Source organism: Pseudomonas sp. 2725, from assembly GCF_050434585.1.
In the GTDB taxonomy this organism is placed as follows: Bacteria; Pseudomonadota; Gammaproteobacteria; order Pseudomonadales; family Pseudomonadaceae; genus Aquipseudomonas; species Aquipseudomonas jessenii.
On the sequence record NZ_JBNDIV010000005.1, the window covers coordinates 527,905 to 551,049 of the forward strand.

At 60.1% G+C, this 23,145-nt stretch carries 20 protein-coding genes; 10 read left to right on the forward strand and 10 right to left on the reverse strand.

Features of this window, described 5'->3' with window-relative positions:
* Positions 1 to 123 precede the first annotated feature (123 nt).
* The gene (locus ABIE16_RS17250; RefSeq protein WP_429521632.1) at positions 124 to 1,275 is read left to right on the forward strand and encodes a M14 family metallopeptidase; all 1,152 of its coding nucleotides are present in this window, start codon (positions 124 to 126) and stop codon (positions 1,273 to 1,275) included.
* A gap of 78 nt (positions 1,276 to 1,353) precedes the next feature.
* On the opposite strand, the gene ABIE16_RS17255 is transcribed toward ABIE16_RS17250, so the two are convergent.
* From ABIE16_RS17255 to ABIE16_RS17265, 3 genes are all read right to left on the reverse strand, one after another.
* Positions 1,354 to 2,874: a hypothetical protein gene (locus tag ABIE16_RS17255; RefSeq protein WP_429521633.1), complete on the reverse strand. Its 1,521-nt coding sequence runs from the start codon at positions 2,872 to 2,874 to the stop codon at positions 1,354 to 1,356.
* A gap of 162 nt (positions 2,875 to 3,036) precedes the next feature.
* Entirely contained in the window at positions 3,037 to 3,582 is a 546-nt protein-coding gene (locus tag ABIE16_RS17260; RefSeq protein WP_057714120.1) for a cytochrome b, read from the reverse strand.
* Positions 3,579 to 4,664 (reverse strand): catalase family peroxidase, encoded by a 1,086-nt coding sequence (locus ABIE16_RS17265; protein ID WP_429521634.1) that lies wholly within the window; start codon positions 4,662 to 4,664, stop codon positions 3,579 to 3,581. The genes ABIE16_RS17260 and ABIE16_RS17265 overlap by 4 nt, the downstream gene beginning before the upstream one ends.
* A 158-nt stretch (positions 4,665 to 4,822) precedes the next feature.
* Between ABIE16_RS17265 and ABIE16_RS17270 the strand changes: the two genes are divergently transcribed.
* From ABIE16_RS17270 to ABIE16_RS17285, 4 genes are all read left to right on the forward strand, one after another.
* Positions 4,823 to 5,329, forward strand: a complete 507-nt coding sequence (locus tag ABIE16_RS17270) for a sigma-70 family RNA polymerase sigma factor (RefSeq protein WP_429521635.1) — start codon at positions 4,823 to 4,825, stop codon at positions 5,327 to 5,329.
* Positions 5,326 to 6,078 (forward strand): anti-sigma factor family protein, encoded by a 753-nt coding sequence (locus ABIE16_RS17275; RefSeq protein WP_429521636.1) that lies wholly within the window; start codon positions 5,326 to 5,328, stop codon positions 6,076 to 6,078. The genes ABIE16_RS17270 and ABIE16_RS17275 overlap by 4 nt, the downstream gene beginning before the upstream one ends.
* Before the next feature lie 165 nt (positions 6,079 to 6,243).
* On the forward strand, positions 6,244 to 7,368 hold the full coding sequence (gene zapE / locus ABIE16_RS17280; protein ID WP_429521637.1) for a cell division protein ZapE: 1,125 nt from the start codon (positions 6,244 to 6,246) through the stop codon (positions 7,366 to 7,368).
* A 215-nt stretch (positions 7,369 to 7,583) separates the two neighbouring features.
* Positions 7,584 to 8,897 carry a leucine-rich repeat-containing protein kinase family protein gene (locus tag ABIE16_RS17285; RefSeq protein WP_429521638.1) on the forward strand — a complete coding sequence of 438 codons (1,314 nt, stop codon included), beginning with the start codon at positions 7,584 to 7,586 and terminating at the stop codon, positions 8,895 to 8,897.
* A gap of 118 nt (positions 8,898 to 9,015) precedes the next feature.
* Here ABIE16_RS17285 and ABIE16_RS17290 read toward each other — a convergent pair whose 3' ends face one another.
* Entirely contained in the window at positions 9,016 to 9,720 is a 705-nt protein-coding gene (locus ABIE16_RS17290) for a YebC/PmpR family DNA-binding transcriptional regulator (protein ID WP_056854673.1), read from the reverse strand.
* A 225-nt stretch (positions 9,721 to 9,945) separates the two neighbouring features.
* Here ABIE16_RS17290 and ABIE16_RS17295 point away from each other — a divergent pair, with 225 nt between their 5' ends.
* The gene (locus ABIE16_RS17295) at positions 9,946 to 11,367 is read left to right on the forward strand and encodes a type VI secretion system Vgr family protein (protein WP_429521666.1); all 1,422 of its coding nucleotides are present in this window, start codon (positions 9,946 to 9,948) and stop codon (positions 11,365 to 11,367) included.
* 3 nt (positions 11,368 to 11,370) lie between these two features.
* Here ABIE16_RS17295 and ABIE16_RS17300 read toward each other — a convergent pair whose 3' ends face one another.
* Both ABIE16_RS17300 and ABIE16_RS17305 read right to left on the reverse strand, forming a co-directional pair.
* Positions 11,371 to 12,762: an FAD-dependent oxidoreductase gene (locus tag ABIE16_RS17300; RefSeq protein ID WP_057714113.1), complete on the reverse strand. Its 1,392-nt coding sequence runs from the start codon at positions 12,760 to 12,762 to the stop codon at positions 11,371 to 11,373.
* 70 nt (positions 12,763 to 12,832) lie between these two features.
* Positions 12,833 to 14,158 carry an MFS transporter gene (locus ABIE16_RS17305; RefSeq protein ID WP_057714112.1) on the reverse strand — a complete coding sequence of 442 codons (1,326 nt, stop codon included), beginning with the start codon at positions 14,156 to 14,158 and terminating at the stop codon, positions 12,833 to 12,835.
* Positions 14,159 to 14,426: 268 nt separating this feature from the next.
* Between ABIE16_RS17305 and ABIE16_RS17310 the strand changes: the two genes are divergently transcribed.
* Complete coding sequence (locus ABIE16_RS17310) at positions 14,427 to 15,299, forward strand: LysR family transcriptional regulator (protein WP_057714111.1); 873 nt, start codon at positions 14,427 to 14,429, stop codon at positions 15,297 to 15,299.
* Positions 15,300 to 15,420: 121 nt separating this feature from the next.
* Here ABIE16_RS17310 and ABIE16_RS17315 read toward each other — a convergent pair whose 3' ends face one another.
* Positions 15,421 to 16,284, reverse strand: a complete 864-nt coding sequence (locus tag ABIE16_RS17315) for a LysR substrate-binding domain-containing protein (protein WP_154861372.1) — start codon at positions 16,282 to 16,284, stop codon at positions 15,421 to 15,423.
* A gap of 109 nt (positions 16,285 to 16,393) precedes the next feature.
* Here ABIE16_RS17315 and ABIE16_RS17320 point away from each other — a divergent pair, with 109 nt between their 5' ends.
* From ABIE16_RS17320 to ABIE16_RS17330, 3 genes are all read left to right on the forward strand, one after another.
* Positions 16,394 to 17,503 (forward strand): 2-aminoethylphosphonate--pyruvate transaminase, encoded by a 1,110-nt coding sequence (locus tag ABIE16_RS17320; RefSeq protein WP_429521639.1) that lies wholly within the window; start codon positions 16,394 to 16,396, stop codon positions 17,501 to 17,503.
* A 154-nt stretch (positions 17,504 to 17,657) separates the two neighbouring features.
* Positions 17,658 to 18,485 (forward strand): phosphonoacetaldehyde hydrolase, encoded by an 828-nt coding sequence (phnX, locus tag ABIE16_RS17325; RefSeq protein ID WP_218496168.1) that lies wholly within the window; start codon positions 17,658 to 17,660, stop codon positions 18,483 to 18,485.
* Between the two features lie 152 nt (positions 18,486 to 18,637).
* Entirely contained in the window at positions 18,638 to 19,198 is a 561-nt protein-coding gene (locus tag ABIE16_RS17330) for a cytochrome b (protein ID WP_429521640.1), read from the forward strand.
* Positions 19,199 to 19,232: 34 nt separating this feature from the next.
* Here the strand turns inward: ABIE16_RS17330 and ABIE16_RS17335 are convergent, their stop codons facing one another.
* The 3 genes from ABIE16_RS17335 to ABIE16_RS17345 all read right to left on the reverse strand — a co-directional run bounded on the left by ABIE16_RS17335 (position 19,233) and on the right by ABIE16_RS17345 (position 23,092).
* Positions 19,233 to 20,159, reverse strand: a complete 927-nt coding sequence (locus tag ABIE16_RS17335) for a 1-aminocyclopropane-1-carboxylate deaminase/D-cysteine desulfhydrase (protein WP_429521641.1) — start codon at positions 20,157 to 20,159, stop codon at positions 19,233 to 19,235.
* Positions 20,160 to 20,316: 157 nt separating this feature from the next.
* On the reverse strand, positions 20,317 to 22,356 hold the full coding sequence (locus ABIE16_RS17340) for an FAD-dependent oxidoreductase (RefSeq protein ID WP_429521642.1): 2,040 nt from the start codon (positions 22,354 to 22,356) through the stop codon (positions 20,317 to 20,319).
* A 154-nt stretch (positions 22,357 to 22,510) separates the two neighbouring features.
* Complete coding sequence (locus tag ABIE16_RS17345; RefSeq protein ID WP_429521643.1) at positions 22,511 to 23,092, reverse strand: hypothetical protein; 582 nt, start codon at positions 23,090 to 23,092, stop codon at positions 22,511 to 22,513.
* Positions 23,093 to 23,145: the final 53 nt, after the last annotated feature.

The window sequence follows — 23,145 nt, forward strand, 5'->3', positions numbered from 1 at the left end:
TCTCTAAGCTGCGGCGGCGTCAAGGAGGACGCCCCCACCCTCGCACCCCGCAATTCCTCTCGGTTTCACCCCACTCTTGCGTGTAAAGTAGCCACCATAAAAATCATATTCAAGGACCCGATTATGGCCGTGGCTAAATCTTCTTTCGACATCAGTGCCAACTTCGACAGCGGCAATATCCAGGTAATCGATGTCAGCGACCCGCTCAAGCCCCTGCTGGCGATCCGCCCCGATACCAAAAGCAACCATTTCCAATGGTTCCACTTCAAGGCCAGCGGCCTGCATGTCGGCCAGGAGCACTGGTTTCGCCTGAACAATGCCAGCCAATCCTCCTACAACAAGGCCTGGGCCGGCTATCAGGCGGTGGCGTCCTACGACCACGTCAACTGGTTCCGCGTACCGACCATTTTCGAAGGCGACTGCCTGCGCTTCAGCCTCGAAGCCGAGCAGACCCATGCCTGGTTCGCCTACTTCGAACCCTACAGCCGTGGCCGCCACGACTGGCTGATCGAGCAGGCGCTGACCAAGGCCGGCACCGAACTGCTGACCACCGGCAAGAGTGTCGAAGGTCGCGACATCCAGCTATTGCGCAAAGGCACCGGCGCCGAAGGCCAGCGCAAAGTGTGGATCATCGCCCAGCAACATCCGGGCGAGCACATGGCCGAGTGGTTCATGGAAGGCGTGATCGAGCGCCTGGAAAAGAACGACGACCCGGTGCTGAACAAACTGCTGGCCGGCGCCGACCTGTACCTGGTGCCGAACATGAACCCGGATGGCGCCTTCCACGGACACCTGCGCACCAACGCCATGGGCCAGGACCTGAACCGCGCCTGGCAGAACGCCAGCCAGGAAATCAGCCCGGAAGTCCTGTTCGTTCAGCAGCAGATGGAAAAATACGGCGTCGATATGTTCCTCGACGTCCATGGTGACGAGGAAATCCCTCATGTGTTCACAGCTGCTTGCGAAGGCAATCCGGGTTACACACCGCGGATCGAAAAACTCGAAGAACACTTCCGCAACCACCTGAAACACACCACAAAGGATTTCCAGACCAAACACGGCTACACCCGCGACGAGCCGGGTCAAGCCAACATGACGCTGGCCTGCAACAGCGTGGGCCAGAAGTACGACTGCCTTTCGCTGACCCTGGAAATGCCGTTCAAAGATCACGACGATCATCCGAATCCGTTGACGGGGTGGTCAGGCAAGCGGTCGAAGCAGTTGGGGAAGGATGTGTTGACGACTGTGGCTGAGATGGTTGGGGTATTACGATAAAAAGATAAAGAAAACCTGACCTCATTCAAGGTCAGGTTTTCATATCTGCCTCTCTAACCCTTATCTCTAGTTTTTTCGTTAATGACTACCCGCAACCGAAACAAGCACAGTAACAGGTTTCGTCCAATTGCCAGCCAAATTACGAGCCTCTAATTTTAGAGCGCCATTGTAGACGGACCTTGGCAAGGCTGGATTATCATCTGCATTAAATGTCAACTTAAAATAAATCTTGTCGGCTGTACTGCCTGAGAAAGGACATGCTGCATAAGCGTTCATAGCATAACTTTGACATTCACCAATCGCTCGCTCCGCACGTAAATAGACTTCACGCTCATCGCCCGAATCGCTTCTCATACTTATAGTCAGTCGGGTATAGCCCTGCGGTGCTGGAGCTAATTTTATTGGGCCTACCGCACTATCCAAAGCAACTAATCCCGCTTGATACCGCGCAGGCATATCTATTTCAAACTGTGCCTCAGAAGAGCCAGCAATACTAATAAGTGACATCCGTTCACCATCGAAAGGAGGAGCGTAGGAGGACAATCTTGCGGCATTTTCACGCCAGACTCGTGCCATGTCGGCGGTAGCGGTATTGCCTATAAGTAAACCATGAGCATCACGCACATCGGGGGTTGAATAATACGGGCTACCATTTCCGCATTGAGCGGTAAAGGTGTTTCCGTTCGCAAAGCCATATCCATAGGGGACTATACCTCCGCCATCATGCTGGCAATGTAATCCGCCCGCGTTATGCCCTACTTCATGACGAAACGCCTCTCCATAAACATAGCCAATAGCAAACCTGCCTGGCGCATACGCCCAACCGACTGCCGAGTCTTCGGGATGACCTGAAAACACGCCATAGACCATATCCGGCTCGAATGTTTTCATACCCTCAGAAAAAATCTCGGGTAGCAGCCCTAAAGTCTGATTATTTCCCGGTGTGATCGAATAGTTATTTTCAACAACTTGTACCCCAACCAATTTCAGAGATACATTTGTTACAAGCGAATTACGCAAAGCCAAATTAACGCTTTCCACCTGCGCTAATGCATTGGCATGAGCATCTCCACCAGCCGCCTCAACCGCAGAACGTGAATACCCAATGAGCATGTCGATGACATAGGGTCCTGCCGAAGCTGGCGACTTCGGCACAACGGTATTTGCGTCTTCCACTACCATATCCGGAAGTGAATAATCTCGTTTTGGGAAAGGAGTAAAGCGACTTTCACCTTCACCCTTGACAACAAGCAAACCATTGTTTCCGGGTTGTTCAATTACAGCAGTCAACCCACCGTTACCAGACCTGACTGTCACCAATGAGCCGACAGACTTGTCCGGCATCAATAGATTCCCGCTCTCAACGGTATAACCATCAATCACATTAGAGCTCGACCGTTCAAACACCCCCGGTTTAATCAAATCCGCATACAGTTGCTCCGTCGATTTACTCGCAACATTCTCCACAACCCAGCTTTTCACCCCACCCGGATCAGGCGGCGATGTATGGGCACAGGCACCCAGCAACACAGCCAACGACACAATCAATAGCGCTGAAGAAACACGCCGTATACAACGCACACCTGCAGTCTTGAACATGGTTCGTCTCCCTGAATAACACGATCAGTGCTGTTCGACTGACCTCGTCCGGGGCCACTGCAGTCTTTGAGCATTGAACGTGCTTTTTCAGGGGAGCGAAACTGTCAAAGTTGACAGGTCAACGAGCCACCTTCAGCAACAACCGGCTCGCAGTCTTTGAAATCACCCGCGATCCTTGCCCCGCAACATGCTGTCCAGCACATCATCCCGCCGCACCCAGCCGTGAAACAACGCGGCCGCCAAATGCAGCAACACGGTCAGAAACAGCAGATACGCCAGATACCCATGGGCCTTGCGCAAAAACGCAAACAGCTGGGCGTTCGCCGGCACGATCGATGGCAACTGCAGCGAACTGCTGAGCATCACCGGTTCGCCCGACGCCGAAATCATCGTCCAGCCCAGCAGCGGCAAGACCAGCATCAAGGCATACAGCAATACATGCGAGGCCTTGGCCGCCATCGCTTGCCAACCCGGCAAATCCGCCGGCAGCGGTGGTTGCGTGGTGGAGAACCGCACCACCAGCCGCACGATCACCAGCAGCAAGATCGCGACACCCAAAGGTTTGTGCAGATTGATCAGCCATTCATGCCGTTCGGACACCGAGGCGACCATGCCGGCACCGATAAACAGCATGGCGATGATCATCAGTGCCATCAGCCAGTGCAGCAGTCGCGCCAATGGAGCGAAGTGGTTGGGTTGGGTGCTCATTGCTGGGCCTCCTGTTTGGCGGCGGGCAACTGGCTGACTTCGCTGGTGCGACGCAGGTAGGAATTGGCGTAACCGGCTGAACGAGCGGCGAGCAACGGGTCGTCGGATGCTTCGATACCGGCGGGTAAAACCAGCGGGTCGTAATTGATGTCACGGCATTCGCCATTGAGTTGCGGCTGGGTTTTTTCCAGCACCAGCGTGCCTGCGTTCAACACTTTGCGCCCTTCAGGCCAGGCTTTGCTAGCGTCGTTCACGGGATCGCCGGGATTGGCCAGGATGATATTCAACTGCCAACGCAACGGTCCTGCGGCTATACGCTGAACCAGGTCTTTCTCCAGAAAGTCGCTGCCCTCGGGCGCCATGACACCCGACGCATCCTGCGCTACCGGCACCATGCTCCAGCGCACAGCCTGGCGTTGTCCGGCAGCGTTCACCAGATAAAACGCGTTGACGCTGTTATAGGTCTCGGTGACGTAACTGGCTGACGGTTTGGCGGTCTTGATCCAGGCCAGAAATGGTGCAGCTTCCGGATGCGCACCGAAAAACGCCGGAACCGCGGTCGGGTTCGGCTTGCCCGTAGCCGGGTCCGGCGACTGCGCCTGCTGCAATTGATAGAACGCCTCGGGCGTGCCTACCGGGAACACCGGCATGCTGTTCATCCCCGTGCGCCACTGCTGGCCGTTGGCCTGGGTGAAGCGCAAGGCCATGCTGCGGATCGGCACGGCACTGTCCGGAGCATAAGGGTTGCCGGCCGGCAAGGCGAAACGCCCGACCACCGGCGTCCGAGCTTCGTTGAACACCTGGGCGGTGGAATAGCTGCGCGCCTCACCGCTGCTCTCGAAATGCCCGATCACGCACACGCCTTTGGAATGGTTGCGACGGAAACCCGGATGCACGCCGTTGTTGGTTTCCAGCACGTTGATCAGTTTCTTCGGGGTCAGGCGCTGTGGGTCAAAGGTGCCGTTGACGTAGGCAAACGCCCCAGCCACGGCGGCAACGACCACGGCAATGCCAGCCAGACGCAACGTCAGGCTGGCCGCACTCAAGGGTGGCCGGGTTGGCGGTGATGATCGATCTACCATGAAAGACTCCAGGGCCATCGGCCACAAGTGAGAAGAATCAAGCAGACGAACCGCATGCAGGTTTATTCCCACGCGCGGTGTTTATTTTTTCTGACGTGGAATAACCTCCGGTACCGGACGTCTTCCTAGTCCCAAGCGTAGTGACTAGTCAGAACTTCATGAGCGATATCGACGAACAACTGAGGGAAATCATTCCAGGATTGCGACGGTTCGCCGTGTCGTTGACGCGCAACACCAGCAGCGCTGACGACCTGGTGCAGGCGAGCCTGGAGCGGGCACTCTCGAGTTGGGCTGGCAAACGCACCGAGGGCGACTTGCGCGCCTGGCTGTTCTCGATTCTCTATCGGCAGTTTCTCGATGCCCACCGCCGCTCTCGGCGCTACGCGCGCATGCTCGAATTCTTCACCGGGCGTGACGATGCCCAGCCCTCGGTGGAGCGCACCGTGATTGCCCAATCGACCCTCAACGCCTTCGACCGGCTGCCCACCGAGCAGCGCGCGCTGCTGCTCTGGGTGTCGGTGGAAGGTTTGAGTTACAAAGAGGTCGCCGAGATTCTCGACGTACCCACCGGCACCGTGATGTCCCGCCTGTCCCGAGCTCGCCAGGCCCTGCGCCAACTCAGCGATGGCGAAATCAACCGCCCTTCCCTGCGGAGACTCAAATGATCAGCATGCCCCCCAGCGAGTGTGACCTGCACGCCTACGTCGACCACCAACTGAGCGACGCCGACCGACGCCAGGTGGAGACTTTTCTGGCCGGTAACCCGCAGATGGCCGCGCAAGTGCGCGCCTGGCAGCAGGATGCCCAGGCACTGCGCGCAGCTCTGAGTGGTGCCTTGCAGCAACCCGCGAACCCGGACCTGGATCCGGCGGTTATACGCCAGCGCCTTAAACGCCAATCCCGTCGACACCTGGCCAGTGCCGCGATGTTGTTCATTGCCGTCAGCGTCGGCGGTGTCAGCGGCTGGCAAGCGCGGGAGATGACACTGGCGAGTCCCCAGCTTCCAATGACCGATGCGCTGCAGGCGTATCGCCTGATTGCCCAGCAAGGCCTCCTGCCGGCGGATTTCAAAGTCGGCGACGACGGTGACATGCAAGGCTGGCTCGACCGCTACTTCACACAGGCCAATCGCCTGCCCGACCTTTCGGATGCCGGTTTCAAACCGGTCAGCGGGCGCCTGCTGAGCACCGAGCAAGGCACGGCGGCGATGGTGGTCTACGAGAACCAGAGCGGGCAGAAAATCAGTTTCTACGTGCGCCCGCCAGGGCCGAAAAACTTCCTGCTGCCCAGGGGCAGTCGCAGTGATGGCGAGTTGCAGGCCGAGTACTGGTCGGGAAGTGGCTACAACTATGCGATGGTCAGCCCGGCGGATACACCGGCGGCGCGGATGCTCAAACAGACCACTCAATTCTGATCGCCATCCAGCTGCTTTTTTTTGTGGGAGTTTGCGGTGTTCTTTTAGAGCCCAGTGACGGTGGCCCGGAATATGCCGACACTGCTGGAAGCAGATTCCCTGCTCTGGTTACACTATGGCGCCGCAGCACAAAGAGCCTGCCCGTACACCAGAGGTGATATCCCAGTGGCCGTTCGACCGCCCAGCCGTTCGCGAATCAAATCGCGCTGGCAAACGTTGCGTCGCCTTCTCGGCAAGGCACCGGCTGCCGGCAGCGCCACGGCAGGCCAGGTCATCCACGACTACTTTCGCCATCAGGCCCATGCCCGGGGCTACACCCTCAGTCACAGCCAACAGCGGGTGATCGACTGCATGGCCCGGCATGCCTGCATGCTGATGGGCACTGCGGCGAAACCCCTTCCCGGCCTTTACCTGCATGGTGCCGTGGGGCGCGGCAAAAGCTGGCTGCTCGACGGGTTTTTCCGGGCCATTCCCCTCGCGCAAAAACAACGCTTGCACTTCCATCAGTTTTTCGCCCAACTGCACCAGGGCATGTTCGAGCACCGCGATCAGGCCGACGCCCTGGCGATCACCCTCGATGAACTGCTCAGCGATTGCCGGGTGCTGTGTTTCGATGAGTTCCATGTGCACGACATCGGCGATGCGATGCTCATCACCCGGTTGTTCAAGGCACTGTTCCAGCGCGGCATCCTGTTGCTGGTCACCTCCAATTATCCGCCCGAAGGCCTGTTGCCCAATCCGCTGTACCACGCCCGCTTCAAACCGGTGATCGACTTGATCAATGCGCGCATGCAGGTGATGGAGGTCGGCGGGCCCCACGACTACCGCAGCCAGGCCCGAACCCATGCGCATCAGTTGTTCACTCAAGGTCACTACGTCTGGCCGGCGAGCGTGGCGCAACGACAATCGCTGAACCTGCCCAGGCACAATGCCCCGCCTGTTTCGTTGCCGGTAGGTACCCGGCATTTGCGAGCACGTTTCTGCGAAGGGCGCGGCGTCGGTTTTACCTTCACCGATTTGTGCGATCAGCCCACGGCGGTGATGGATTATCTGGAGCTGTGCCGCCAGTTCGACCGCTGGATCATCGATGAACTGCCACTGCTGGGCGATTGCACGATTGCCGCCCAGCAGCGTTTTATCAATCTCATCGACGTGCTGTACGACCAGGACAAGCACCTGACGTTGCTCGGGCAGCACTCATTGCGCGAAAGCCTGGGTGGCGATGCCATTGATCTGGCGCGCACACGCAGCCGACTGGGACAACTGGTCGAAGTCAGCGAACCGGTCTGATCGATAGCTTTTTGTTGCATTGACTGACTTCTTCGCGAGCAAGCCCGCTCCCACAATGGATTTGTGTCGGATACAGAATTTTTGATCTACACCGATCAAATGTGGGAGCGGGCTTGCTCGCGAAGGTGGCCTGACAGTCGCCACATCTTTCCCGCTATCATGTCGCCCATTTCCGGGGCCCCGCGCCCTCCTCTAGGTTAATGGCGAATCTGTTCATGCATACCCTTGCTCAATTGCGCGCCGGCGAGTTGTCGGGCATCACGCGGCTGGATCTGGCCGAAGGCCTGACCGAGTTTCCCCGGGAGATCTTCGATCTGGCGGATTCGCTGGAAGTGCTCAACCTCAGCGGCAATGCTCTGAGCGCGCTGCCAGAGGACTTGCATCGCCTGACCCGTTTGCGCGTACTGTTCTGCTCCGATAACCGTTTCACCGAGTTGCCGGCCTGTGTTGGCCAATGCGCTGCACTGACGATGATCGGCTTCAAGGCCAACCGTATCGCCCACGTGCCCGCAGCGGCACTGCCACCGCTGCTGCGCTGGCTGATCCTGACCGACAATTGCATCGAGACGCTGCCGAGCGCGTTGGGAGAGCGGCCATACCTGCAAAAGCTGATGCTTGCCGGTAACCGCCTGCAGGCGTTGCCGGAGTCGATGCACAATTGTCATCGGCTGGAGCTGATCCGCATCGCCGCCAACCAATTCACCGACTTGCCGCAATGGCTGCTGACGCTGCCGAGCCTGACCTGGCTGGCCTACGCCGGTAATCCGCTGGAAACCGAAGCCGATGCCGCCGCCCTCGATGCCACACCGCGCATTGACTGGTCGGCATTGCACCTGGAGAAAAAACTCGGCGAAGGGGCGTCCGGAGTGATTCATCAAGCTGTCTGGCAACCGACCGACCAACCGGCCATGCCCGTTGCGGTGAAGCTCTACAAGGGCGAAATGACCAGCGATGGCTCGCCGCTGCACGAGATGAACGCCTGCATCACCGCGGGTCTGCACCCGAATCTGATTCGCGTCGAAGGGCGGATTGTCGATCACCCGCAACAAACCGCCGGGCTGGTCATGCAGTTGGTCCCGCCGAGTTTTCGCAACCTCGCCAGCCTGCCGAGCCTGGCGTCGTGCAGCCGCGACATTTATGCCGAAGGCTTGCGTTTCAGTGCGGCGGTGGCGCTGCGCATTGCCTCGGGCATTGCCTCGGTGGCCGAACACTTGCACAACCACGGCATCACCCATGGCGATCTCTACGGGCACAATATTCTGTGGAATGAACAGGGCGATTGCTTGCTGGGGGATTTTGGCGCGGCGTCGTTCCACGGGATTTCCGACAGCCTGGAAAGCCGCGCCTTGCAGCGGATCGAGGTGCGGGCGTTCGGGGTGTTGCTGGGCGAACTGCTGGAGCGGGTTAGTTCGGGGTTGAGCGCCGAACAGCGTGGGGTACTGGAAGATCTGGAACAGCGTTGCTGCCAGCCGCAAGTGCTGCTACGGCCGGGGTTCAGCGAAATCGTGCGGCAATTGGAAAGTCTGTGACCGCTGCGCGGTCAATCGCGAGCAAGCTCGCTCCCACAGGGTAGCGCTAAACCTGTGGGAGCGAGCTTGCTTGCGATGACGGTCTGTCAAACAACATGACCGTCATTGACACAAAGACTTAACCCGCCAACCCGACAAACATGTCCTGCACGTCGTCGTGGTTATCGAGGCCTTCGAGGAACGCTTCGACTTCCGCCATCTGCTCATCGCTCAGGCCGCTGACCGGGTTTTTCGGCTGGTAGCCCAGTTTGGCCGACAGCACGGTGAAGCCTTGTTCCGGCAGGGCTTTCTGCACCGCGTCGAGGTCGGTCGGTTCGGTCAGGAACAGGGTTGCACCCTCTTCACCCGGCTCGAAATCCTGTGCACCGGCTTCGATGGCGGCCATTTCCGGATCGGCATCCGGGGTGTCCGGCGACGCTTCGATCATGCCGACGTGGTTGAAGTCCCAGGCCACCGAACCGGAAGCCCCCAGCTGCCCCTTGCGGAACGCCACGCGGATCTCGGCGACGGTGCGATTGATGTTGTCGGTCACGCACTCAACGATCAACGGCACCTGATGCGGGGCGAACCCTTCATAGGTCACGCGATGGTATTGCACGGTTTCGCCCAGCAGGCCCGCGCCCTTCTTGATGGCACGATCCAGTGTTTCCTTGGGCATCGAAGCTTTCTTGGCCTGTTCAACCACCAGGCGCAAGTGCGCGTTGGTAGCAGTATCAGCGCCGTTGCGCGCAGCAATGGTGATTTCTTTCACCAGTTTACCGAAGATCTTGCCCTTGGCATTGGCTGCCGCTTCTTTGTGTTTAACCTTCCACTGTGCGCCCATTTCTCACTCTCTTATCTGTGGCATCTGTGGCGCCGAGACATCTATTGGCCGACGCTTTGCACAAGTTTATACGGCCTAAAGTTGGCAATCGACCAAAAAATCCCGACTTGCATCGACATCTTCACCAGCGGTTGTAGGGCAATTCGGAAATGTCGCTTTACCGTGCCCGCAATGCGCCGGGGTTTCGTACGCTTTGCACCCTACTCCACAGCGGTAGCGCGTTCGATGCACAACGACAAGGAAAGTCCCACCACCCTGACGCTTCTCGAAGACGACCTGAACTTCCAGGTGGTCCGGTTCAGTGGTCATGAAGCTCTCAACCAGCCCTATCGATTCGACATCGAGGTGATCGGGCTGGCACCAGCCCTGAACCTTGAGCGATTGCTGCACCAACCGGCGTTCCTCGAATTCGGCCACGATCAAGGCATTCATGGCGTGCTGGACAGCGCCAGTTGTGAACATCGAAGCGGGCACCGGGTCGCTTACAAGCTGGTGCTGGTGCCTCGTGTCCAGGTGCTGGAACAGCAACGATGCCGACGTATTTTCCAGCACGCCAGCGTGCCCATGATCCTGCGCCAATTGCTGGAGCAACATGGGTTGCCCGCCAGCAGTTATCGCTTTGAACTGGCAACCAGGCACTATCCCCTGCGACCTTTTTGCATTCAGTACGAGGAATCCGACCTGGCGTTGCTGCAACGGCTGTGCGAGGAAGAAGGCATCCACTATCACTTCGAGCATCAACGCGACGGCCATGTGCTGGTGCTGGCCGACGACAGCCTGAGTTTTCCCCAGGAGCCCCTGCTCATGTCGATGAGCGGCGGCGCCCCCGGCGAACACCAGGAACCGGTGATCAGCGAACTGTTCCAGCGCCATGACGCCACGCTCTCCCCTGTGCGTCCAGGCGCCAGGAATCCGGGTGCAGCGGACATCAGCGAAGGCGCAGCCAATCACTCGTTCGCCACGGCGAGGCACTGTCCCGCTGGCGAGCAACAACATCGCGACCAGCTCAGCCGTCGACAACTGGAACGCCTGCGCTGCCGTCACCAGCAGATCCACGGTCAAAGTAGCCAGGGGGCATTACGCAGTGGCCGGATCCTGCAAGTGGCCGAGCACCCGCTGGCGAATTTCAATGATCAGTGGCTGGTTACCGAAATCCGCCATCAGGGGTGTCAGTCATCCATTCTGCTCGACGACACACCGGGCACGGCCTCGGGTTACCGCAATCAATTCAGCGCCATCCCCTGGTCGACGGTATTCAGGCCAGCGCTCAAACAACCCAGGCCGAATATCCCCGGGTATCAGCCCGGTCGCGTGTGCGGCCCGGTCGGGCAACCGGCGGCAGTGGACGAGGATGGCCGGGTTCAGGTGAACCTCTGGCCCGCCACACAACCAGTCGCAGAAGAGTCCAACGGCCTGTGGCTTCCGCTGGCGCTGACCACCGCCGAGGACTGGATCGATCCGGCCCGCTTGCCCGTGGCTGGCAGCGAGGTACTGGTGATTTTCCTCGACAGTGACCCGGATCGCCCGGTGCTTTGTACGACCATGGGCCCTCGGCCACAACCTCACCGCCCTCGCCCGCATGAGCCCCGTGGCGATACCCGCCTGCTGTTCGACTGGCTGCTCACCCGCTCGGACCCTGCACCCTGACGCTCAACCCTTGTCAGCCTTGCCGGCTGCAGCAGCGAACTTCGCCAGACGCACGTCCAGATGCCGTGGCCGATGCCCGTGATCCTCCGCGCGCTCCTTGCGGCGGATGGCGTTGCGCACCATCAGCGAGCCGATATAGCGAATCGGCTCCGGCGGGAAAAAGCCCAGAGGGCCATTGACCAGCGGCGAACGGGTCCAGGGGTTGTCCAGGCCTTGAACCATCGACGCCAGAATCTGCCCGCCCATGTGGCAGGGGCCGACGCCGCTGCCGGAATAGCCGAAACCGTAAAACACATTGCCACTGGCGCTCATCTGCCCGAAGAACGGCAGCCCGGTCACCGATCGATCCGATGGACCGTTCCAGGTCGCCTCGACCTTGACGTCGGCAAACGCCGGGAAGAAATCCGCGAGACTGCTCTGCAACAGGCCGGCATAAGGCGATGGCTGATCGAACACCGGTAGCATGCGCCCGCCATAGGCGAAGGTGTTGCCACCCTTGCCGAGCATGATCCGGCCGTCCGGCGTGTTGTGGTAGTAGTGCACGAAAATCCGCGAATCGAGCACCGTGACGCCGCTGGTCAGGCCGATTTCGTCGAGTAAATCCGGCCGAGGCTCGGTGATCAGCATGTCGCTGGAAACGATCGCCACGCTGCGTTCGAACTGCGGAAACGCCCGGGCCATCCAGGCGTTCATCGCCAGCACCACGCGGTCGGCGCGAATGGTGCCCTTGGGGGTTTGAATGCCCGCCGGTCGGCCCTCCTCCAGCCCGGTCATCGCGGTGTTTTCATGAATCCTCACCCCCAGTTGCAGGGCTACCCGGCGCAAGCCACGCACCAGTTTGCCCGGCTGCACACTGGCCGCGGCCGGGGAAAACCAGCCCTCCAGGTGTTTGCTGGAACCGGCCATGCGCTGCACATCGGCCACTGGCCGCTGGGTGAACGAGTTGATGCCGTTGCGCTCCAGCGCCGCGATCACAGCGTCGGTCGAGCCGACCTGAGCGCGATTGGTCGCGGTGTAGAGGGTGCCATCGAGGCGGTAATCGGCGTCCACCCCATATTGTTCGCAGAAGGCGCCGATGGCATGGATGCTGCGCTCCGACTCCTTGACCAGACGCACGGCTTCTTCGACACCGAACAAACGTTCGAGGGTGAAATACTTGGCCGACCACGACAACGCACAACCGCCATTGCGTCCACTGGCCCCGGCACCGCAGATGTCCGCTTCGATCAGCAGCACATCCAGTTCGGGGTTCTGCTCCTTGAGCATGATCGCGGTCCACAACCCGGTGTAACCACCGCCGACGATACAGACATCGGCGCGGGCGTCGCCTTCCAGTGGCGGACAGGTTTCGGATGCATCAGCCTTCAAGGCCTGGTCCAGCCAAAAGGGTCTCATGGGGTCAATCTCCGGTCAGTGGCCCACACGCCGGCCTGCCGCAGGTGCAGCAGGCGACGAGGGACAGGATTCAGGTACGCAGGGGTTTGATAGTCATCGCTTGATTGGGCACATAGGCGAAGTGAGTGCCCAGGCCACCGGGGCGGCTGTTCCAGTGCGGGATCAAGACCAGCGCCGAGAACATGGCGCAGCCGGCGAAGACGATGAACACGGTAACGGTGTCGAAGTAGCCCGGCAGCAGCCCGCCGAGAATCGCCCCGACCGAACCGCAGCCGTTGACGAAGCCGGCTGCCGTGGCGCCGGCCTTGGCGGTGCCGAAGTCGATGGCGGCCGCGCCGCTGATCATCGAGTCCGGTCCGTAGAGGGTCAGGCCCATGACGAACAGCAGCGCCACCACCAGCAGCACGCTGCCGGTATGCAGGGCGCCCATGAAAAACGCCAGGGACACTGTCAGCGCCAACAGGCTGATCACGCAGGCCGGCATGCGCCGGGCGCCGAACAGTTTGTCCGAGGCCAGGCCAATCAGGATCGGCCCGAGCAACCCGGCCAGCTCGAACGCAGTCGGAATGATCGCCGCGCCGACCTTGCCCACCGAAGGCATCTGTTCGAAGACGATCACCGGCCCCCACAGCAGAATCGCGTAGCGCGCCGGCTTGAGCATGAAGTACGCCAACCCCAGCACCAGCACCGTGCGGTTGCGCAGGATTTCCTTCAAAGGCTCCCACATGCTGATTTTGCTTTGCGCCTCGGCTTGTTCGGCGGTCAGCTCAGGCTCCGGCTCCACCGCCGGCAAGCCGACGTCTTCCGGTTTGTTGCGTTGGAAAATAAAAAACAGCACGGCGACCAGCCCAACCACCGCCGCACTGGAAATGAACGCCGCATGCCAGCTGCCGATGAGCGTGTACGCCCACCAACCGGCAAACGGCGAGGCTACCAGACCGCCAAAGGCGTAGCAGGAACTCCACAGGCCCAATACCCGTCCGCGTTGCTCGGAGGGAAAGAAGCTGCCGAGGTTCTTGCACAGCCCCGACCAACCGGTGGACTGCGCCAGGCCTTGTATCAGCATGCAGGTAGCGAAAATCGGTAACGTTGCGAAGTTGCCCATCACCAGCGCCGCGGCGGCGGAAATCAGCAACCCGCCGAGCACCACAACTCGCGGGCCAAAACGGTCTGCGAGGATGCCCCAGGTGAACTGACCGACGGCGTAAGCCGTCAGGTAGATGGCGTCGAGGTTGGCCATGGCCATTTTGTCGAGCATGAAGGTCGGGTCTTCGCCAATACCGAGCTTGGCGACCGAGAATGCTTTGCGGGTGAAATAGAACGCGGCGTAGGCGAGCCAGGTGATCGCGAAGATCTGCACGCGCCAACGCTTGATGGTGCCGATGTGCTTGTTCATTGTGGTTCTGACCTCAGGGTGTGAGTGTGCCGGCAGAATTGGAAGAAAACGCCTGTGTTTTTATTGTTGAGCACTGCGATATCGCCCTGTCCCTACGGCGGATACCGGTCAGATGAGTCCTGTAGTTGCACGCACAGGCTCATGGCACCCGCTGCTGTTCGACTGACCAGTCAGCGGGGCTGAGGTGGATAAAAACAATTACTGATTAATAAGTGAAATCGATTTATCGTATTTCAAATATAAGTTCAGCTTGTTACTGGAGATTCCCATGTCGGTGTCCCACGCCCAGCTCAAAGCTTTCCACGCCGTGGCGGTCCATGGAAGCTTTACCAAGGCCGCCGAACGCCTGTTTCTGACGCAACCGGCGATTTCCGACCAGGTGCGCAAGCTCGAAGAGCGCTACGGTGTTTTGCTGTTTCACCGCAACAAACGCTCGGTGCGCCTGACCGATCTGGGCGAGCGTCTGTTGAGCGTTACCCAGCGGCTTTTTGTGATCGAGGCGGAAGCCCAGGAACTGCTTCAGGAATCCCAGGCCCTGCAGACCGGCAGCCTGATTCTGGCAGTGGATGCACCGGTGCACGTGCTGCCGCAGATTGCCCGGTTCTGCGAACGCTACCCCGGGATCAGCGTGAAGATCGAAACCGGCAACACCGATGAGTCGCTGTTTCGACTGTTCAACTATCAGGCCGACCTTGCATTGCTGGGCCGTGATGTCAGCGATGAACGCCTGATTTCACTGCCCCTGCGCAACGACCCGATGGTTGCGTTCGTGTCGCGCAATCATCCGTGGGCCGACCGCGAATCCATCACCCTCGCCGACCTCGACGACACGCCACTGGTATTGCGGGAAATCGGTTCGGTGACCCGGCAGACGCTGGAGGAGGAAATGGCGGGGGCCGGGTTTCGCATTCGGCCGGCGATTCAGGTTGAAGGTCGGGAGGCAGCGCGGGAGGCGGTGGTGGTGGGGATTGGCGTGGGCGTTGTATCGGCTGCCGAGTTTGGTGCGGATTCGCGGGTCTGTGCGCTGCCGATTATCGATTGCAAACGCAGGCTGACGGAAACCCTGGTGTGCTTGCGCGAGCAGAGTTCGCGGCGGGTGGTGGCGACGTTTCTTGAGATGGTGCGCGAGAGTCTTGTGTAGGCAGGTCCGGCCCCATCGCGAGCAAGCTCGCTCCCACAGTGGTGGTGTATCGTCTGATTAATCTGTGGTCGACGCAAATCCCTTGTGGGAGCGAGCTTGCTCGCGATGCAGGCAACTCGGTTTACCTGACTGGCGCCAACCCGAAAAACGCCTGAATCAAGCGCAAATCCCGCCGCCGCTCCATACAGCCAATCATGTGCCGATTCACCAACCCCTCGCCAATGATCGGCACCGCCGCCACCCGTGGATCGTGGCTGACCTCCACCGACGACACCACCCCCACCCCCAGTTCGGCGGCCACCGCCTCGGTCACCGCTTCGCGGCTGTCCAGTTCCAGCAACACCCGTGGATTGACCCTGGCCTGGGCGCAAGCCTCATCGAAGGTGCGCCGGGTGATCGAACTCGGTTCGCGCAGCACCATGATCACCTGATCCAGTTCCTTGAGCTGCACGCCTTTAGTCTTCTGCGCCCAAGGATGCCCGTCGGGCACCAGTGCGCAAATCCGCGACTCGTTCAGTGCCTGCAGATGCAGGCCCTTGCGCGGCTCGACCTCGGTCAGCACCGCCACGTCGGCATGTTCGGACAGCAGCGCCGCCAGGGTTTCCTGGGCGTTGCCCAGGCGCAAGTTCACCGTGATCCCCGGATAGCGCGCCCGCAGGCTGGCGAGCATGGGCATGACCATGTGCGGGCCGTCCGCCGCCACCTCCAGACGCCCGGTCAGCAATTGCCGGTTGGCTTCGAGCATCACCTGCGCCTCTTCGGCCAGGCCGAACATCGCCCGGGTGATTGCCGCCAGTTTGGTGCCCTCCTCCGTCAGCTCCACCCGTCGGGCGGTGCGGCGCAGCAGGGTGATCTGGTAGTGCTCCTCCAGGGCCTTGATGTGCCCGGTGACCGCCGGCTGGCTGATGAATAGCCGCGCCGCCGCCCGGGTAAAACTGCCTTCCCGGGCCACGGCATCGAAGGCGCGGAGCTGAAACAGGTTCATGAATAACCCTCACTGATGGCTGGCATAACAATAAACAATTTGATTGATAACACGGCAAATTGCAATTTAGGCCCCGTAGCTTCATCCCATCGATTGCGAGGACACGAGAATGAGTACTGCCGAACCCATCCTGCTCACCCCCGGCCCGTTGACCACGTCGCCCCGCACCCGTCAGGCGATGATGATCGACTGGGGTTCATGGGATGACCGCTTCAATCAACTGACCGCCAGCCTCTGCGAGCAACTGCTGGCCATCATCAACGGCGCTGCCACCCACCACTGTGTGCCGTTGCAAGGCAGCGGCACCTTCGCGGTCGAGGCAGCGATCGGCACGCTGGTGCCTCGGGACGGCAAGATTCTGGTCCTGATCAACGGCGCCTACGGCAAACGCCTGGCGAAAATCTGCGAAGTACTGGGCCGCTCCTTCAGTACCTTCGAAACCGCAGAAGATGAGCCGACCACCGCCGCCGACGTCGACCGCCTGCTACGTGCCGATCAAGACATTACCCATGTCGCCCTGATTCACTGCGAAACCAGTACCGGCATCCTCAATCCGCTGCCAGAGATCGCCCAAGTAGTGGCGCAACACGGCAAGCGCCTGATCATCGACGCCATGAGCTCCTTCGGCGCCCTGCCCGTGGATGCGCAGCAAGTGCCGTTCGACGCACTGATCGCCGCCTCGGGCAAATGCCTGGAGGGCGTGCCGGGCATGGGTTTTGTCTTCGCTCGCAAAGAATCCCTGGCCAGCGCCGCCGGCAACTCGCATTCGCTGGCGATGGACTTGCAGGACCAGCACGCCTACATGGCCAAGACCGGCCAGTGGCGCTTCACCCCGCCGACCCATGTGGTCGCGGCGCTGCACGAAGCCCTGCTGCAATACAACGAAGAAGGCGGCTTGCCGGCGCGGCACGAACGCTACGCCGCCAACTGCCAGGCATTGATGGAAGAGATGGGCAAACTGGGGCTGCGCAGCTTCCTGCCGGCGGCTATCCAGGCGCCGATCATCGCCACCTTCCACGCCCCGAAAGATCCGCGCTACGCGTTCAAAGAATTCTACGAGCGGGTCAAGGCCAAGGGCTACATCCTCTACCCCGGCAAACTGACCCAGGTCGAAACCTTCCGCGTCGGCTGCATCGGCCATGTCAACCCGGCGCAAATGCGTGAAGCCGTGGCGGCGATTGCCGAAGTGTTGCGCGAGATGGAAGTGCTCGAAATCTAAACCACACCACATTCCCTGTGGGAGCGAGCTTGCTCGCGATGAGGCCCGATCAGTCGACACACATGTTGAATGTAAGACCGCTATCGCGAGCAAGCTCGCTCCCACAGAAAAGCTGAATGTCCGAATAGATCGATATCACAGGAATCCAAACGCCATGAACTACGCCAACCCAACCAAACTGCAAGCCGCCATCCTCGACTGGGCCGGCACCGTGGTCGACTTCGGCTCCTTCGCCCCGACGCAGATTTTCGTCGAGGCTTTCGCCGAGTTCGACGTCCAGGTGTCCATCGAAGAAGCCCGTGGCCCGATGGGCATGGGCAAGTGGGACCACATCCGCACCCTGTGCGACCTGCCGGAAGTTGCCGAGCGTTATCGCAAAGTGTTCGGCCGCACGCCGACCGACGATGACGTCACTGCGATCTACCAGCGTTTCATGCCGCTGCAGATCGAAAAAATCGCCGAGCACTCGGCGCTGATTCCCGGGGCACTGGAGACCATCGCCAACCTTCGCCAGCAAGGGATCAAGATCGGTTCCTGCTCCGGTTACCCGAAACAGGTCATGGACAAGGTGGTCGAACTGGCCGCCACCAACGGTTACGTGGCCGACCACGTGGTCGCCACCGACGAAGTCCCGAATGGTCGCCCATGGCCCGCCCAGGCGCTGGCCAACGTCATCGCCCTGGGCATCGACGATGTCGCCGCGTGCGTGAAGATCGATGACACAGTGCCGGGCATTCTCGAAGGCCGCCGCGCCGGCATGTGGACCGTTGCGCTGATCTGTTCGGGCAACGCCCTGGGCCTGGACTACGAAGGTTATCGCGCTCTGGGCAGCGATCAGCTGGACAGCGAGCGCAAGCGCATCCATGGGATGTTCGAAAGTTCGCGCCCGCACTACATGATCGACACCATCACCGATCTGCCGGAAGTGATCGCCGACATCAACAAGCGCCTGGCCAACGGCGAAATGCCACAGTCGAGCTAAATACCGCTCCTACAAGGTTTTTCTCTGCCTTTACCCGAACCCGAGCATCCAGCGACCAATCGCCTCAGGCAAATCCGGTGAAACAGGATTACAGTTAACGCACACCGTCGGACAAGAACGGTGGCTTTAAACCGGACCTCTGAGGAACACCTATGCCGTGGAAAAACTCTGAGTCGCGCTACAGCACCGTATCGATCACGCTGCATTGGCTGATGCTGGTCCTGCTGGTGCTGGTTTACGCCTGTATCGAGTTTCGCGGATTCTTTCCCAAGGGCAGTGGCGCACGCACGCTGATCGTCGAATCACACTTCATGCTCGGCCTGACCGTATTCGTTCTGGTCTGGCTGCGATTGTTCGCACGCAGCCTCGGCCCGGCGCCGCAGATCTTCCCGACCTCGCCGCACTGGCAAACGACACTGGCCAGGCTGATGCACTGGGCGCTGTACATTTTCATGATCGTCACGCCGATTCTCGGGTGGCTGGTCACCAGCGCCAAAGGCAATCAGGTGATGTTCTACGGTGTCGACCTGCCGATGCTGGTAGCGGAAAACAAGGACCTGGCCAAACAGCTCCAGGGCTGGCATGAGCTCGGCGGCACTATCGGCTATTGGCTGATCGGCCTGCATGCCGTGGCCGGGCTGTATCACCATTATGTGGTGGGCGATAACACATTGCTGCGGATGATGCCCAAGCGGGTAAACCGCGACGCCTGAACTTGACCGCTCCCACATTGGTTTTCGGTGACTTTCAGGTTTGTGAATTGAATCCCCGCCACCCCTGCAAGCCGCCAGTGTGGACGAAGATCAGCCGCGTGCCCCGGGCGAACTTGCCCGCTTCCACTTGGTGCTTGAGTGCCAGCAGTGCCTTGCCGGTATACAGCGGCTCCAGTGGAATATTTCCCACCTGCTCCGTCTTTTCAATAAAGTCGAGCAGCAACGGATCAACCTTGGCAAACCCGCCGCGACTGGCCTCGAACAGCTCATACACTGCATCGACCACCCCCGCTTCCTGCACGATCCGCTCGACCTGCTGCGCCACTCCGTGGTCATCAGGCACGGCCAGGGCACCATATACCGGATGATCTCCCGCTTCGGCCAGCACCAGGCCGGCCAGGGTCGTGCCGGTTCCGCAGGCCAGCCACCAGCCGTCATAGTCATTCCAGCCCAAGCCCGCCAATTGGGTACAAACCCTGGCCCGCAATTGCATGCAACCTTCAGCACCGGGTAATCCACCTCCCCCTTCAGGCACCGGATGCAATGTCGGATAGCGGGTTTGCCAGGGTTGCCAGAAACCCGCTTCATGCCTCGCTCGATAGCCTGCGTAGCCCAGCCAGTGCAACTCCATGCCGAACGCCTGCAAGTCCTTGACCGTCGGGGTTTGCTGAGGATGCCCGCGCAACAGGCCGACGGTGGAAAAGCCCAATCGCTTGCCCGCCGCCGCCAACGCATGAAGATGATTGGAGTGCGCGCCACCGAGACTGATGATTCCTTCGGCCCCCAGGCTGTCGGCGGTCTTCAGGTGTTCGATGAGCTTGAACCATTTGTTGCCGCTGATCAGCGGATCGATCCGGTCCAGCCGCAGGACTGCCACTTCGATGCCGGCTTGAGTGAGCCAGTCGAGGTGAAGGGGGTCGAGGGGGGCCTGGGGTAACCAGGTGGAGGGTGGGAGAAGCATTGGCGCCTGATTGAGCTAAAAAAAGAAATTACATTCTAGTCGCTCAAAGGCAGCCATCGCGAGCAAGCTCGCTCCCACCTTCGATCTGCTGAACGACACAGATTCAGTGTGGGAGCGAGCTTGCTCGCGATGGCCATTGGCACGCTTGACCGGTCTGTTACAACTGCGCCGCCAACCGCGACCCCTGATTGATCGCCCGCTTGGCATCCAGCTCTGCCGCGACATCCGCGCCGCCGATCAGGTGCACGCTCTGCCCCGCCGCCGCCAGGCCGTCATGCAACTCGCGCAGCGGATCCTGCCCGGCGCAAATCACGATGTTGTCCACTGGCAGCACCTGGGCTTCGCCGGTTTCGCCGATGCGGATGTGCAGGCCTTCGTCGTCGATCTTCAGGTATTCAACGCTGTTGAGCATCTGCACCTGTTTGTTCTTAAGGCCCGTGCGATGAATCCAGCCGGTGGTCTTGCCCAGGCCGTCGCCGACCTTGGACGTCTTGCGTTGCAGCAGGAACACCTCGCGGGCCGGCGCATGGGGCGCGGCCTTGATACCGGCGACGCCGCCGCGCGCCTCAAGGTGTGTATCGATGCCCCATTCCTTCCAGAACGCAACGCGATCCTGACTGGTGGCGACGCCTTCATGCACAAGGAACTCGGAAACGTCGAAACCGATACCACCGGCACCAATCACCGCGACGCGCTTGCCGACCGGCTTGCGCTCCAGGATCACGTCCAGGTAGCTCAGCACCTTGGCGTTTTCCACCCCTGGAATGGCCGGCACACGCGGCGCAATGCCGGTGGCCAGAATGATTTCGTCGTAGCCGCCCTCAACCAGCCCGGCCACGTCGACGCGGGTGTTCAGGCACACCTCGACGTTGGTGGTCTGCAACTTGCGGTTGAAGTAGCGAATGGTTTCGTAGAACTCTTCCTTGCCCGGAACGCGCTTGGCAATGTTGAACTGACCGCCGATTTCGCTGGCCGAATCGAACAACGTCACCTGATGGCCACGCTCGGCGGCCACAGTCGCGGCGGACAGACCGGCAGGGCCGGCACCGACCACGGCGATTTTCTTCAGTTGCTGCACGGGCAGATAGTTGAGCTCGGTTTCGTGGCAGGCACGCGGGTTCACCAGGCAACTGGTCAGCTTGCCGCCGAAAGTGTGGTCGAGGCAGGCCTGGTTGCAACCGATGCAGGTGTTGATTTCATCGGCACGACCTTCAGCGGCTTTGTTGACGAAGTCCGGGTCGGCGAGGAACGGCCGCGCCATGGACACCATGTCGGCATCGCCCTCGGCCAGGATCTGCTCGGCGACTTCCGGGGTGTTGATACGGTTGGTGGTGATCAGCGGAATATTGACCGAACCCCGCAACTTGGCCGTAACCTTGCTGAACGCCGCGCGCGGCACTTTGGTGGCGATGGTCGGAATCCGCGCTTCGTGCCAGCCGATACCGGTGTTGATGATGGTCGCGCCGGCCTGCTCGATGGCCTTGGCCAGTTGAACGATCTCTTCCCAGGTGCTGCCGCCTTCAACCAGGTCGAGCATCGACAGACGGAAAATGATGATGAAGTTCGGGCCTACCGCTTCACGCACGCGACGAACGATCTCCACCGGCAGGCGCATGCGGTTTTCATAGCTGCCACCCCAGCGGTCGGTACGGTGGTTGGTATGGGCGGCGAGGAACTGGTTAATGAAATAACCTTCGGAACCCATGATTTCCACGCCGTCGTACTCGGCGGTTTGCGCCAGTACCGAGCAGGTGACGAAATCGCTGATCTGCTTCTCGATGCCTTCCTCGTCCAGTTCCCTGGGCTTGAACGGGTTGATCGGTGCCTGGATCGCACTTGGCGCAACCTGTTTCGGGCTGTAGGCATAACGACCGGCATGGAGGATCTGCATGCAGATCTTGCCGCCCGCGTCATGCACGGCACGGGTAACGATACGGTGCTTGAGCGCCTCTTCTTCGGTCGTCAGCTTGGCCGCGCCGGAATACACGCCACCCTCGTCATTCGGGCCGATACCGCCGGTGACCATCAGGCCGACACCGCCACGGGCACGCTCGGCAAAGTACGCCGCCATGCGCTCGAAGCCACCCGGTTTCTCTTCAAGGCCAGTGTGCATCGACCCCATCAGGGTGCGATTGCGCAGCGTGGTGAACCCCAGGTCCAGCGGAGCCAACAGGTGCGGGTATTGAGCGGCGGTCATCGGTAACTCCACATCGAGCGATCACGGAAAGTGCGGGAGCTCTGCGGCCCCCATCAGTCATGTTCGACAGACTAAGAGTCGTGCCGTCATCCCTCAATGACCGTAAATGACAACTTATTGACCGAAATGAGCAGCAACATTGGGCTATCAGTGATCATGCCCAAAACCCGAAGTAAACAAATGCCATGGCCGCGGCTACACCCCACGCGGTCAACGCCATTACCGTTGAATGATGCGGTAACCGGGATTCGCTCAACCGCTGCAATCCGGATTTCGAAAACCCGGACTGGTCATAACGGCAATACTGGATTGCCCGGTAGGTGTGTCGGATGCCTAGCAACAGAAACAGGGTGATCAAGCCAAGGACCAGTCCACGCGAAATAGCCGGTTTGACCAATAGCGCAAGGTGATCCTGCTCGCAGGCGGCGCTGTCGATTTCCTCAACGGTAATACGCTGATCATCCGTCGAAGTGCGCTTTTGGCCAGTCTGGTTCGCCGCCAGTTGCTCCAGATCCAACACCTGATACTTCCATAGCGTTGGCGATCCTTTTCGGCAGAAGGTAAACGCGGCAGGACTTGAGACGGCGATAATACCAGCGTCGTCGATATTCAGTTTTTTCAGCGTGTCCGTGGCGGACCTGGTGAAGTCCAGGTCGAAGAGTGGAGTCATCCCAGTCGCAAAAGCCGCGATCGAAACCAATAGACTGCTCAAGACGCAGATGGCTGAAATGTTCAAGGCAGGGTTTCCTTTTTCCATTGTTTTTTGATTTCGCCGCTCGGTTCCAACCT